This window comes from Corynebacterium sp. CCUG 70398, from assembly GCF_024454055.1.
In the GTDB taxonomy this organism is placed as follows: Bacteria; Actinomycetota; Actinomycetes; order Mycobacteriales; family Mycobacteriaceae; genus Corynebacterium; species Corynebacterium genitalium.
Genome location: NZ_JAGPYZ010000001.1, coordinates 494,071 through 506,969, shown reverse-complemented (window position 1 = coordinate 506,969; position 12,899 = coordinate 494,071). Strand labels below are relative to the sequence as shown.

The window sequence follows — 12,899 nt, the reverse complement described above, 5'->3', positions numbered from 1 at the left end:
ATGGTGGCGGGGGGAATTGTTGCGGGGGTCTGGTCAATTGCGCTCGTGCTTTACGACGTCTCGCAGCGCCGCCTCCCAGACTTTCTCACCCTTCCAGCAGCCGCGCTGGCCTTGATCTTCTGCGTGTTCTATCCGCAAGGGGTGTGGGGGCTTGTGTGGCCGGCGCTGTACCTTCTCCTTGCTGTACGCGGCAGCTCTGACCGAAGCACTGATGCAGGCATCGGCGGCGGAGACATCAAGCTCGCGGTGCCGCTGGGGGTCGCCCTGGCCGGGGTGGGAGGTGCGCTCGCCGTGCTCGCCGCCATGCTGCTGGCAAGTGCGCTGACCATCGTGTTCTTGCTGATCAAGCGTCTGCCCGACACAGCGCACGGGCCGGCCATGCTGGCGGCCGCGTGGATAGTGGGGCTTGCATGCACGAACAGTTGGTCTTTATGAGACAATGCCTCCATGCTTCGTTGGACTACTGCAGGTGAATCCCACGGTCAGGCTCTGATCGCGATGATCGAGAATATGCCGGCCGGGGTGCCCGTCTCAAAAGAAGAGATCGGTTACCAGCTGGCCCGCCGGAGGCTCGGATACGGCCGCGGCGCACGCATGAAATTCGAGCAGGATGAACTGACCCTTCTCACCGGCATTATTCACGGCAAGACGATTGGCAGCCCGATCGCCGTCATGATCGGTAACACCGAGTGGCCAAAGTGGACGACGATCATGTCGGCCGAAGCACTCGACATGGAAGATCCCGAGGTGCAGAAAGCTATGAACTCCGGCCGGGGCGCGGCGCTGACCCGCCCGCGCCCGGGCCACGCGGACTTCTCCGGCATGGTCAAATATGGTTTCGACGCGGTTCGGCCGGTGCTGGAGCGCTCGTCGGCACGCGAAACAGCCTCGCGCGTGGCAGCAGCCGCGATCGCGCGCTCGTTCTTGCGGGAGGTGCTTGGCGTCGAGGTTTTCTCGCACGTCATCTCCATTGGCCAGTCGCAGCCGTACGACGGCCCGCTGCCCAACTTCGACGACCTGGAGCGGATCGACGCTTCCCCCGTCCGCGCCGCGGGTGAGGCTGCCGAGGAGTCCATGATCGCGCAGATTGAAGCCGCGAAGAAGGACGGCGACACTCTTGGCGGCATCGTCGAGGTCATCGTCGACGGCCTCCCGATCGGCCTGGGCGCGCACGTCTCAGGCGATACTCGCCTGGACGCGCAGCTCGCAGCAGCGCTGATGAGCATTCAGGCGATCAAGGGCGTCGAAGTCGGTGATGGTTTTGAGGAAGCCCGCCGCCGCGGCTCGGAAGCGCACGACGAGATGGTGCGCGACGTGCAGGGCGTGCACCGCACGACGAACCGTGCCGGCGGCCTGGAAGGCGGCATGACCAATGGTGAGGCGCTGCGCGTGCGCGCCGCGATGAAGCCGATCTCCACGGTGCCGCGCGCACTGAAGACGCTCGACATGGTCTCCGGCGATGAAGCCACTGCGATCCACCAGCGTTCTGATGTGTGCGCGGTGCCCGCTGCGGGCGTCGTCGCAGAAGCCATGGTCGCGCTCGTGCTCGCCCGGGCCGCGCTGGAGAAATTCGGCGGTGACAGTGTCGAAGAAACCAAGCGCAATGTCGAGGCGTACAAGCAGTACGTTTCGCAACGCCTCGCGTTCGGGGACGGTGACAACAGCAATGACTGATCCGACCGCTGATTCGCAGCGCCCGGCGAAGTTTCCCGCCACCGCTGGCACACCCACGCCCGGAAACATGCCGATGAGCAACGCCTCATCCGATCCGGCGGACATGAGCACGATGGATGAGCCCGTGGTGCATGCTTCTCCGCGCGTGGTCCTGGTCGGCCCGCCCGGAGCAGGCAAGTCGACGATTGGCCGGAGGCTTGCGCGTGCCATGAATTTGCCGCTGGTGGATTCCGACGAACTCATTGCCAAAGGTGAAGGCAAGCCCACCGGAGAGGTGTTCTCAGACCTGGGGGAGGAGCGCTTCCGTGAAGTAGAAGCGGAGTACGTGGCTCGCTCCCTGGCCTCCGGCGGTGTGGTCAGCTTGGGCGGCGGTGCCGTGCTCACAGAGTCCACTCGCAGGCTGCTCGCAGCCCACAACGTGGTGTGGATCGACGTCTCCGTGGACGAGGGCGTGCGCCGCACCGCGGGTAACGACTCCCGCCCGGTCCTCAAAGCAGACGACCCCGAGGCGCAGTACCGCGCTCTATTAGAAGCCCGCGAACCGTACTACCGCGAAGTAGCTATGCACCGCGTGCGCACCGACTCGCGCCCGCCGCAGCGCCTCGTGGCCGAAATCCTCGCGCTCATCGAATCGCGCTAACAACCCCCGCTAGGAGCACCTCCCATGGCTGTCATCGACGTCACCGGCCCCAACCCGTACCAGGTCCACATTGGCCGTGGGTTGAACGAGCAGATCGCCCAGCGTGCGCAGGAGACTGGCGCACGACAGGCGATGATCGTGCATCAAACGCCGCTGGCGGATACAGCGGAACAGCTGCGCACCCTCATCGAGGCCGCAGGCCTGAACGTCACACTCGCACCGATCCCGGATGCGGAAGACGGCAAGACCCTGCGCGTCGCAGGGGAGCTGTGGGACACGCTCGGCGCGCAGAACTTCTCGCGCCAGGACATTGTCATCGGCCTTGGTGGCGGGGCGACAACGGACCTTGCCGGCTTTGTCGCCGCGGCGTGGATGCGCGGCATCAAGGTCATTCAGGTGCCTACGACGCTGCTGGCCATGGTCGACGCTGCCGTGGGCGGCAAGACCGGTATTAACACCGACGCCGGTAAGAACTTAGTCGGCGCGTTCCACGAGCCGGACTCCGTGTACATCGACCTAGACCGCCTGGACACCCTCGCGCATGAGGAGTTCGTCGCCGGCTCCGCAGAGATCATCAAGACCGGTTTCATCGCCGACCCGGTCATCCTGGACATCTATGAAGAAGCGGCGCAGAGCCCGGAGGGCGACGTTCCGAAGGACCGCATCGCCGAGCTGATCGAGCGTTCCGTCGCCGTCAAGGCCCGCGTTGTCGGCGAAGACCTCAAGGAATCCCACCTGCGAGAGATCCTCAATTACGGCCACACGCTGGGCCACGCCGTCGAAAAGCGCGAAGATTACCGCTGGCGCCACGGCAACGCTGTCGCTGTCGGCATGATCTTCGTTGCAGTGCTGGCGCGCAACCGTGGGCTCATCGATCAAGGGGTCGTTGACCGCCACCGCAGGATCTGCGCATCGGTCGGTTTGCCCACCACGTACGATCAGGATGCCTTCGAGGAACTATATGAAGGCATGACGCACGACAAGAAGAATCGCGACGGCCGCATCCGCTTCGTCGTGCTCGAAGGTATTGGTGCCACGACGCGCCTAGAAGATGCGACCATGGAGGAGCTGCGCGCAGCCTATAGTGAGTTGGCATGAAGGTACTCGTGCTCAACGGCCCCAATCTCAACCGTCTTGGCAAGCGGCAGCCCGAGATTTACGGCTCCGTGACGCTCGCCGATATCGAGGAGCGACTGAAAACGCGCGCGGGCGATCGTGCCGAGATTTACTTCCGGCAGTCGAATCATGAGGGCGTGCTTATCGACGCGATTCATAACGCCGCCGACAACGACTGGCCCGTCATCATCAACCCGGGCGGGTACACCCACACCTCCGTGGCTCTGCGCGACGCGCTCGTGGAACTGCAGAACGGACCCGGCTTCGTCGAGGTGCACATCTCGAATGTGCACGCGCGCGAGCCGTTTAGGCAGCATTCCTTCCTCTCGCCAATCGCGACCGGAGTCATCGCTGGCCTGGGGGCTGACGGTTACGAGCTGGCGTTGGAATACTTCCTGAGGAGGGCATGATGGGTTTCGCCGATTCCCGTTTCCTGACCCGCCGCCGCAAACTCTCGGCGGAACTGGCTGGTCAGCGTATTGACTCGTTTTTGTTGACCCACCCGGTCAACGTGCGGTATTTCTCCGGTTTCTCCGGCTCCAACGGTGCGCTGCTGGTGAACAAGGACCTCTCCGCCAAGATCGCCACCGACGGCCGTTACACCATGCAGATCGCGGCCGAAGTTCCGGACATTGAGGCAGAGATCGTCTCCACGCCGGCGGAAACTCTGATCGCCGGTGTGGCTGACGGCTGGCGCGTGGGCTTCGATGCCGCGCACATGACCGTCGACGGGTTGAACCGCCTGCAGAAGGTCTGCCCGGAGGGCGTGACACTCGTCCCGGTCACTGGAGTCGTCGAGGACATTCGCCTGATCAAAGACGGCTTTGAGATTCGACGTTTGACGGAGGCCGCCGACATTGCGGTGGGCGCGCTGACCGCGCTTATCGACGCTGGCGAGCTCCGCGCCGGCCGCACCGAACGCGAGATTGCTGCCGACCTCGAATACCGGATGCGCCTCGGTGGGGCAGAACGACCTAGCTTCGACACCATCGTCGCCTCCGGCCCGAACTCTGCCCTGCCGCACTACAGCGCCGGCGACCGGGTGCTTGAGGACGGTGATCTGGTCACCATCGACTTTGGTGCGCACTACCGCGGCTTCAATTCCGACATGACGCGCACGTTCTGCATCGGCCACGCCACAGATTTCTCCCGCGAGATCTATGGGGTGGTGCTCGACGCGCAGATGGCCGGGGTGAAGGCAGCGACGCCGGGGAGGGGACTGGCTGACGTCGATAAGCACTGCCGCGACATCATCGCTGATGCCGGATACGGCGAGCACTTCGTGCATTCCACCGGCCACGGCATTGGCCTGGACGTCCACGAGGCACCGTACGCGCGTGTCAAGGGTGTGGGCACGCTTGAGGAGAACATGACGCTCACCGTCGAACCGGGCATTTACGTGCCGGATAGGGGCGGCGTGCGCATCGAAGACACCGTGGTGATCACCTCTGGCGCGCCGCGGATCATTACCGAGTTCCCCAAGGAACTCACAGTCATTTAGTATCTAGCCTTGTTCGTGTAGCATGGGCATGTTTTGACGGCCCCCACAAGGAGGATTTCACGTGGCAACTACCGCCGACTTCAAGAACGGCCTTGTCCTCAACGTTGATGGCAAGCTCCAGCAGATCATCGAGTTCCAGCACGTCAAGCCGGGCAAGGGCCCCGCATTCGTGCGCACGAAGCTCAAGGATGTGGTCACGGGCAAGACCGTGGACAAGACCTGGAACGCCGGCGTCAAGGTGGAGACCGCGACTGTCGACCGCCGCGACATGACCTACCTGTACAACGACGGCCAGAACTACGTGGTCATGGACGACAAGACCTACGAGCAGTACGAGCTGCCCGAGGACAAGTTCGGCGACGCCGCCCGCTTCCTGCTGGAAAACATGCGTGTGCAGGTCTCCTTCCACGAGGGTGAGGCGCTGTTCGCCGAACTGCCGATCTCTGTCGACCTGGGCATTCAGCACACCGACCCGGGCCTGCAGGGCGACCGCTCCACCGGCGGCACCAAGCCGGCCACCTTGGAAACCGGCGCTGAGATCCAGGTTCCGCTGTTCCTCGAGACCGGCAACGTGGTCAAGGTGGACACCCGCACCGGCGAGTACCTCTCCCGCGTGAACAACTAAGATGCCCGACTACAAACGTCACGGCGCCCGTTACCGTGCGCGCCGCCGCGCTGTGGACATCCTCTTCGAGGCAGAGACCCGCGACGTCGACCCAGTGGCGATCGTGGAGGACCGCGCCGCTCTGGCCGGCGATCCCACGAACGCCGTCGCGCCTGTGGCTGACTACACCCGCGAGATCATCGCGGGTGCGGCCGCCGCCTTGGACGAGATCGACAACGCGATCGAGCGCTTCCTGTCCGACAACTGGGAGCTCAACCGGATCCCCGCCGTCGACCGCGCCATCCTGCGCGTGGCCACCTGGGAGATTCTCTACAACGACGAGGTTGAGCCGCCCATTTCCATCGCTAACGCTATGGAAATGTCCACCGAGTACGCCGGCGACAATGCGTCACCGTACATCCACGCCGTGCTCGACGACATCATCCAGGCACACGCGTCCAATGCGCCCGAGATCGCCCAGGAAACAGACGAGTTCGGGCAGTTCACCGACACCGCTGAAGCCGCGGCAGTCACAGAGAACACGGGCTTGGCTGCGACGTCGCTTATCGACGCTAATGCTGCGGAGCCAGCTGTGCCTTCCGAGGCGGAAGAGCCTTCCACCTCCGCCGAGACATCGAAGGAGCAGCAGCCCACCGATGGCCAAAGTAACGATTGAGGAGGCAGAGTCCCTCCGCGTTGGGCCTGACTTCGAGATTGCCTCCGTCGATCCGGCATCCACGCCGGGGCTTTCCGACGGCAACGTCGACAGCGCCTACTCCGACTTCGACGAAGAAATCGCCGAACTGCAGGAGTGCCTCTACGCTAACGGCCGCGCCGGTAATGAGAATGCTGGCTCGGTCTTGCTCGTCCTCCAGGGCATGGACACATCCGGTAAGGGCGGCATTGTCCGCAACGTCGTCGGCGACGTGATGGACCCGCAGGGTGTGCACATCAAGGCCTTCGGTAAGCCGACGGAAGAAGAGCGCAAACACGATTTCTTGTGGCGCATCCGCCCACACCTGCCGGAGCCGGGCGTGGTGTCTGTCTTCGATCGTTCCCACTACGAAGACGTCTTGGTCCAGCGCGTGAAGAACATGGCCCCGCCTGAAGAGATCGAACGGCGATACGAGGCAATCGTCGACTTTGAGAACGAAGCCGCTGCGAACGGCACCAAGATCATCAAGGTCATGCCGCACATCTCCAAGGACTTCCAGAAGGAGAACCTGCGCAAGCGTCTCGAGCGCGAGGACAAGCACTGGAAGTACAACCCTGGCGACATCGACGACCGTCAGCTGTGGGACGAGTACCAGAAGGCCTACGAGATCGCGATGACGCGTACCTCCACCGACGTCGCACCGTGGTACTGCATCCCGTCCGACGACAAGGATTACTGCCGCACCGTAGTCAAAACTCTGCTGGCACGCGCATTGCGCGAGCTCGACTTGTCCTGGCCGGAACCGGACTTCGATATCGAGACCGAACTCACGCGCCTCGAGGAGTCTTAGAGCCCGCGTCACCGGGGCGTGATTTGCCGGGCGATGTCCGGAACGCGCCCGGAATCCGGGTGGTCATCGAGCAGCCGGAGGTAGTCGCGTAGTTCACGCTCATTGTCAGCGGTCCGGCACTCCAGGTGCGCGTTCCAGAACCGGACGAGCGTCTCCGCGGCGATGTCCACGGCGTCGGGCAAGTGCACGATCGGGTGCAGATATTCTTCGACGAGAGAAAACCCCCAGCCCATCGGCGCGTGCGAGGGGAGTACGTCGACGACGTACTGAATGAACTGATGATACTCGGAGGCGTTGTCGCTCTTCCACTCGTAAGCGAGCCCCGTCCAGCAACTGGGTGGACACGCGGACAGCTCGTCCATCGCGCTGTCGGCGTCAAGCGCATAGAAAGCTCCTATGACCTCGAAGAAGTCAAGATCGTGCAGCGCCATGTGTCTTCAGGGGGGGGCTACAGCGCTAAAAACTGCGCGTGGTGGTCACGGACGTGGAGGTGGAGGTCGGTGTCGACTCATCAACGGTCGCGAAGAGCACACCGAAGCCAATCACGAACGCTAATCCGCCATTACGGCCGTCGTGGGGTGGCTGGTTCCACTGGTTCGACATGCTGCACTCCTCCCGCGATCAGGTTCAGCGTACATGACCGCTGCTCAGTGCTACTGCTCGAGTTCAGAATCTCCGCTGCGGCGCTCGGTTTCCGCTTGCTCTACTTCGGCCTGCGCTGCCTCGATCTGCTCGGAGAGGACAACCATCGCGTTGTGCGCGCTGACAACCTTGTCTACCGCGTCTGCAACAGCTGCGCGCAGTTGCGGATCGTTCATGCCCGCTGCGCAATGCACTTCGGACTCGGTGCGCACGATGAGATTCTCGGAGCGGTTGCCGACAATCGCACGCGCGCCCACCAACGTCGAATTGACCTCGTTGGCAGCCAGGTACAGCGTCGCTTCCGGCGTGTCGGCGGGGGTATCGGTGGCGGAGTCAGCCCGGGCGATGAAGACGGAGTCCAGCAGCACGATCATGATTTGCAGGTCCTCGTGCAGCCCCTGGGCAACGCGGCCGGTGGAGTCTGCCTCTACACCGATGCCCGCTTGAGCAGCGGCGTCCACAATACGGTCAATAGTGACAGTCGAAACGTTGTTGTCGCTCACGGTTACTCCTCCCATGTCACAGCGGTCGGGAATGATTCAGCCAAGAAGTCGAAGGCCTGCAACGTCGCGTCGATCGAGGTGACCACGAAGGACCCGAGCTGGTTGTCGGAAAGCCCCTGGGAGACCTCCAGCGAGCGGATGCCGGTAATGACCAGTGTGTTCTCCTCGCTCTGGAAGAAACGCAGCGTCGGCGCGAAACGCGTCTGGTTGTACTCGTTCACAGCGAAGAGCAGCGACGAGGCATCCATCGGGGTGAACTCGCCGCGCCACACGGACTCGAACACCAGCCGGCCGTCGTCGAAGGCGAACACCATCGCGGCGTTGACGAAGCCGGTGCGCAGCACCGTACGGGTAGGTTCGCCGGGGCCAGCGTCAGCTTCTTCGATGCGGTACTCGAGGTTTTCAGCGTCGAGCACAGCCGCAATGTCATTCACCGTGATATCGCGGGGCGTATCGACGTCCCCGTCTTCACCATTAATTGGTCGTGTCACAGTAGTTCCTCCTTGCCGAGTTCGTGGTCGAGTGCTTCCTGCAGGGTGGGGTAGCGGAAGTGGTGGCCGAGCTCATTCAATTTTGCCGGCTCAACGCGCTGGTCGGCCAGCGCGAGCTCGCGGGCGCCTTCTTCACCCAGGAGCACCTTTGGGCCGAGCGAGGGGATGCCCATCAGCTCGGGGCGGTTGAGTGTCAAGGTCAGCGCCTTCGACATCTCGGCGTTCGTCACCGGGTTCGGGGCGGTGGCGTTGACGGGGCCGGAGAGCTGATCGTCGAAAAGCGCGCGGATGTAGATGTCCGTCAGGTCGTCGATGGCAACCCACGACATCCAGAAGTCGCCGTCGCCGAAGCGCGCCGACAGGGCAGTCGACGCGGAGAAGCGCAGCACCGGCAGCAGTCCGCCTTCACCGGACAGGACGAGCCCGGTGCGAATGTTCACGGTGCGCACACCGGTGTCGTGGGCGTAGTCGGTGGCGGCTTCCCACTCAGCAACGACCTCGGCGAGGAACCCATCGCCCTGGCCGTCAGCTTCGGTGTGGACGCGGTCGCCGGCGTTGGTGCCGTAGAAGCCGACGGCTGAGGCGGATACAAACGTCTCCACACCGGCGTCCGCTGCGGCTTGGGCCAGCTTGCGCGTCGGGCCGATGCGCGAGGAATAGATCTTCGATTTATGGGTGTCGGTGAACCGGCCCATGATGGACTCGCCGGCAAGGTGGATGACGGCATCGATGCCGCTGAAAAGCGATGCGTCCGGGTTCTCCATGTCCCAGTGGCGCTGGCCCTCCTCTGCGTCGCCGCGCACAAGCTGAACGACGGTGTGGCCGGCGGTCGTCAGCTGCGCACTCAAGGCGGAACCGACGAGCCCGCGCGAGCCGGTCATCGCGATCGTCTTCGGAGCGACGTCGGCAATCTGCTCGAGCCGGTCTTGGAACGCGAGGTCTTCGACGAGCTGGCGTTGGCGGTAGGCGAAGGCCGCCTTGAGCATGGCCTCCGGCACGCGCGTGTCCACGGTGTCGGTGATGCGGGTGCCGCTGTCTGCCTGCTCGAAGAGGTGGGTGTGCTTCCATTGGGTCGCCTGTTTGACGGGGGTGTTCTCTGCCACGTCGACGAACTGGGAGCCCTCGATGTATTCCTCGGCAACGTGTTGCGCGATCCATTTCTGGCCGGCAGGCAGCTTGAGCACAGTGGTGCCGTCGCGCAGCGATTCAGCGCCGGAGACAACGCTCATCGGAAGAAAAGGCGGGGTCAGGCGCTGCACGGCGCCCGGGCGGGTATGCCACTCCCAGACGCGCTCAAGCGGCGCGGGCACGAGGTGGGTGGTGGTGATCGACAATGGGAACCTGCTTTACGCGTTTGAGTGATAATCTTGCGGGTGTCGTTCAAGAGCTGGTTTCCAGCTTAGACACGCACACAGAAACGCATCCTTTAAATTCCGCACAGAGAGGCGGGGAAGGAGGTTCGATGAGTGCCACACAGTTGCTCGACGCCAACGACGTGTCGCGCACGATTGCACGCATCGCGCATCAAATCATCGAGAAAACAGCGCTTGATGCACCCGACGCACCGTCGGTTGTTTTGCTGGGGATTCCGTCGGGGGGAGTGCCGCTGGCAAAGCGCATCTCCGCGGCGATCGCAGAGTTCGCCGGGGTCACCGTCCCGGTTGGCAGTTTAGATGTCACGCTGTACCGCGACGATCTGCGGGCACGTCCGCACCGTGCGCTGTTGCCCACCGACATTCCGGTCGACATCAACGACGCGATCGTGGTGCTTATCGACGATGTCTTGTACTCCGGCCGCACCATCCGCGCCGCCCTCGATGCCATTGCGGATATCGGGCGACCGCAGGTCATTCAGCTGGCGGTGCTTGTTGACCGCGGACACCGCGAGCTGCCGATCCGCGCGGATTACGTGGGCAAGAACATTCCCACCTCGCGCAGTGAGGATGTCGAAGTCACCCTCACGCCGATCGACGACTCCGACGGCGTCACCTTGATCAAGGACGGTGAATGATGAAGCACCTGATCAGCATCGCGGACTTGTCCCGCGAAGAAATCATCGGCCTGATGGATGAGGCGGACCGGTTCCGCGAAGCCCTCGACGGCCGCGAGATGAAAAAGCTGCCGACGCTGCGCGGGCGGACGGTGTTCACGCTGTTCTACGAGAACTCCACGCGCACACGCTCGTCTTTTGAGACAGCGGGCAAATGGATGAGCGCCGATGTCATCAACGTCTCTGCCTCTAGCTCGTCGGTGAAAAAGGGCGAGTCACTCAAGGACACCGCCCTGACCATCGAGGCGGTCGGCGCGGATGCGATCATCATGCGGCACCCGGCCTCCGGCGCGCCTAATCTGCTGCGCCAGTGGGTGCCGGATGCGAGCATCATCAACGCCGGCGACGGCCAACACCAGCACCCCACCCAGGCGCTTCTCGACGCTGTGACGATGCGCCAACACATCGGCGACCTAGAGGGCAAGAAAGTGCTCATCGTCGGCGACTGCTTGCACTCGCGCGTGGTGCGGTCGAACGTGGACTTGCTCTCGGCGCTTGGCGCGACGGTTGTGCTGGTCGCCCCGCCGACGCTCTTGCCGGCCGGTGTGGAGACCTGGCCGTGCAAGGTGTGCTACGACTTCGATGCCGAGTTGGAGGGCGGTGCTGACGGGGTCGCGCCCGATGTGGTGATGATGCTGCGCGTTCAGGCGGAGCGCATGCTCGGCGGGTTCTTCCCGTCCCACCGCGAATACGCCACCTTGTACGGGTTGTCGGAAGCTCGCGCTGACAAACTGGGTAGTGATGCCCTGATCATGCACCCCGGCCCGATGCTGCGCGGCATGGAGATCAACTTCGCCGTCGCCGACCGCCCCAACGCGGTGGTTCTGAACCAGGTGACCAACGGCGTGTACACCCGCATGGCGGTCCTATTCACCTTGCTGGCGAGCGGAGAGGAGATCTAGATGACCACGCTTGCGATCAACAACGTCCGCCCTTACGGCGAGGACACGACCAACATCCTCATCCGCGACGGTGTCATCGCGGAGATGGGGGATTCCCGCTTTGACGCCGCCGACACGATCGACGCTGATGGCCACGTGCTGCTGCCGGGGCTCGTCGATATGCACGTGCACCTGCGTGAGCCCGGCCGCGAGGACACCGAGACCATCGCTACCGGCTCCGATGCCGCCGCCAAGGGCGGTTTCACCGCCGTGTTCACCATGGCGAACACTCAGCCGGTCATTGACCAGCCTTTCCTCGCCGAAGCGGTATGGGAAAAGGGCCAGGCCTACGGTAAGTGCGACGTCTACCCGGTCGGCTCCATCACGCAGGGCCTGGAGGGCAAGCAGCTCACCGAGATCGGGCTGCTCGCCCGCAACCACGTCCGCATGTTTTCTGACGACGGCCGCTGCGTCAACGACCCGCAGCTGATGCGCCGCGCGATCGAGTACGCCAAGGCTCACGACGTCGTGCTGGCACAGCACGCTGAAGACCACCGAATGACCGAGGGCGCCAGTGCACACGAAGGCGCCAACGCCGCCCGCCTCGGCCTGCGCGGTTGGCCGCGTGTGGCCGAAGAGTCCATTGTCGCACGCGATCTCATCATGACCCGCGACTACGGCGGCCGCTACCACATCTGCCACGCCTCCACCGAGGGCACCGTGGCGCTGCTGCGCTGGGCTAAGGAACAGGGGATCGAGGCCACCGCCGAGGTCACACCGCACCACCTGCTGCTCACCGACGCCAAGCTGGAAACCTACGACGGCCTCTTCCGCGTCAATCCGCCGCTGCGCGAACACCGCGACACCATCGCGCTGCGCGACGCGCTTCTCGACGGCACCATCGACGTCATCGCTACCGACCACGCCCCCCACGGCTCCGAAGACAAGTGCGTGGAATTCGAGCACGCGAAGCCGGGGATGCTCGGGCTGGAGACGTCGTTAAGCATTGTGGCGCATGTATTTGTCGAGTCGGGCCTGGCTGACTGGCGCTTTGTCGCGCGCGTCATGAGCGAGCGGCCCGCCGAAATTCTCGGCCTATCCGACCAGGGCCGCCCCATTGCGGTTGGGGAGCCGGCGAACCTGACGCTCGTCGACCCGGACGCCGGATGGACCGCGCACGGCGCGGACATGGCCTCGAAGGCGAACAACACCCCCTACGAGAACATGAACTTCAACGCCTGCGTGAGCGCCACCATCCTCCGCGGCACCCCGACATTCCTGCGCTAACCAGC

Annotated in this window: 16 protein-coding genes and 1 pseudogene; 12 read left to right on the top strand and 5 right to left on the bottom strand. The window is 63.8% G+C overall.

The window, feature by feature from the left end:
- The 9 genes and pseudogenes from KBX07_RS02440 to KBX07_RS02400 all read left to right on the top strand — a co-directional run bounded on the left by KBX07_RS02440 (position 1) and on the right by KBX07_RS02400 (position 7,040).
- A complete protein-coding gene (locus tag KBX07_RS02440; RefSeq protein ID WP_005289971.1) occupies positions 1–435 on the top strand; it encodes a prepilin peptidase in 435 nt (144 codons plus the stop codon).
- A 12-nt stretch (positions 436–447) separates the two neighbouring features.
- Positions 448–1,674: a chorismate synthase gene (aroC, locus tag KBX07_RS02435; RefSeq protein WP_256003615.1), complete on the top strand. Its 1,227-nt coding sequence runs from the start codon at positions 448–450 to the stop codon at positions 1,672–1,674.
- Between the two features lie 103 nt (positions 1,675–1,777).
- The gene (locus KBX07_RS02430) at positions 1,778–2,314 is read left to right on the top strand and encodes a shikimate kinase (protein WP_256003748.1); all 537 of its coding nucleotides are present in this window, start codon (positions 1,778–1,780) and stop codon (positions 2,312–2,314) included.
- A gap of 24 nt (positions 2,315–2,338) precedes the next feature.
- The gene (gene aroB, locus KBX07_RS02425) at positions 2,339–3,412 is read left to right on the top strand and encodes a 3-dehydroquinate synthase (protein ID WP_256022838.1); all 1,074 of its coding nucleotides are present in this window, start codon (positions 2,339–2,341) and stop codon (positions 3,410–3,412) included.
- Positions 3,409–3,840, top strand: coding sequence for a type II 3-dehydroquinate dehydratase (gene aroQ, locus KBX07_RS02420; protein ID WP_255997582.1), 432 nt, complete (start codon positions 3,409–3,411; stop codon positions 3,838–3,840). Before aroB ends, aroQ begins: the two co-directional genes overlap by 4 nt.
- On the top strand, positions 3,840–4,931 hold the full coding sequence (locus tag KBX07_RS02415) for a Xaa-Pro peptidase family protein (protein ID WP_255997584.1): 1,092 nt from the start codon (positions 3,840–3,842) through the stop codon (positions 4,929–4,931). Before aroQ ends, KBX07_RS02415 begins: the two co-directional genes overlap by 1 nt.
- 61 nt (positions 4,932–4,992) lie before the next feature.
- Complete coding sequence (gene efp, locus KBX07_RS02410; RefSeq protein ID WP_005289983.1) at positions 4,993–5,556, top strand: elongation factor P; 564 nt, start codon at positions 4,993–4,995, stop codon at positions 5,554–5,556.
- A 1-nt stretch (position 5,557) separates the two neighbouring features.
- Positions 5,558–6,073: pseudogene (gene nusB, locus KBX07_RS02405) on the top strand (transcription antitermination factor NusB); the annotation flags it as partial.
- A gap of 118 nt (positions 6,074–6,191) precedes the next feature.
- The gene (locus KBX07_RS02400; protein WP_255997587.1) at positions 6,192–7,040 is read left to right on the top strand and encodes a PPK2 family polyphosphate kinase; all 849 of its coding nucleotides are present in this window, start codon (positions 6,192–6,194) and stop codon (positions 7,038–7,040) included.
- Between the two features lie 8 nt (positions 7,041–7,048).
- Here KBX07_RS02400 and KBX07_RS02395 read toward each other — a convergent pair whose 3' ends face one another.
- The 5 genes from KBX07_RS02395 to KBX07_RS02375 are packed head-to-tail and all read right to left on the bottom strand — an operon-like array spanning position 7,049 to position 10,010.
- On the bottom strand, positions 7,049–7,471 hold the full coding sequence (locus tag KBX07_RS02395) for a hypothetical protein (RefSeq protein WP_256022836.1): 423 nt from the start codon (positions 7,469–7,471) through the stop codon (positions 7,049–7,051).
- A 25-nt stretch (positions 7,472–7,496) separates the two neighbouring features.
- Entirely contained in the window at positions 7,497–7,643 is a 147-nt protein-coding gene (locus tag KBX07_RS02390) for a hypothetical protein (protein WP_005289991.1), read from the bottom strand.
- Positions 7,644–7,693: 50 nt separating this feature from the next.
- Positions 7,694–8,185, bottom strand: coding sequence for a hypothetical protein (locus tag KBX07_RS02385; protein ID WP_256022835.1), 492 nt, complete (start codon positions 8,183–8,185; stop codon positions 7,694–7,696).
- 2 nt (positions 8,186–8,187) lie between these two features.
- Positions 8,188–8,676: a YbjN domain-containing protein gene (locus KBX07_RS02380; protein WP_256022834.1), complete on the bottom strand. Its 489-nt coding sequence runs from the start codon at positions 8,674–8,676 to the stop codon at positions 8,188–8,190.
- On the bottom strand, positions 8,673–10,010 hold the full coding sequence (locus tag KBX07_RS02375; RefSeq protein ID WP_255995334.1) for a TIGR01777 family oxidoreductase: 1,338 nt from the start codon (positions 10,008–10,010) through the stop codon (positions 8,673–8,675). The genes KBX07_RS02380 and KBX07_RS02375 overlap by 4 nt, the downstream gene beginning before the upstream one ends.
- Positions 10,011–10,138: 128 nt before the next feature.
- Between KBX07_RS02375 and pyrR the strand changes: the two genes are divergently transcribed.
- The 3 genes from pyrR to KBX07_RS02360 are packed head-to-tail and all read left to right on the top strand — an operon-like array spanning position 10,139 to position 12,894.
- Positions 10,139–10,687, top strand: coding sequence for a bifunctional pyr operon transcriptional regulator/uracil phosphoribosyltransferase PyrR (gene pyrR, locus KBX07_RS02370; protein WP_005289999.1), 549 nt, complete (start codon positions 10,139–10,141; stop codon positions 10,685–10,687).
- Complete coding sequence (locus KBX07_RS02365) at positions 10,687–11,628, top strand: aspartate carbamoyltransferase catalytic subunit (RefSeq protein ID WP_255995367.1); 942 nt, start codon at positions 10,687–10,689, stop codon at positions 11,626–11,628. Before pyrR ends, KBX07_RS02365 begins: the two co-directional genes overlap by 1 nt.
- Positions 11,629–12,894: a dihydroorotase gene (locus KBX07_RS02360; RefSeq protein WP_255997592.1), complete on the top strand. Its 1,266-nt coding sequence runs from the start codon at positions 11,629–11,631 to the stop codon at positions 12,892–12,894.
- Positions 12,895–12,899 lie beyond the last annotated feature (5 nt).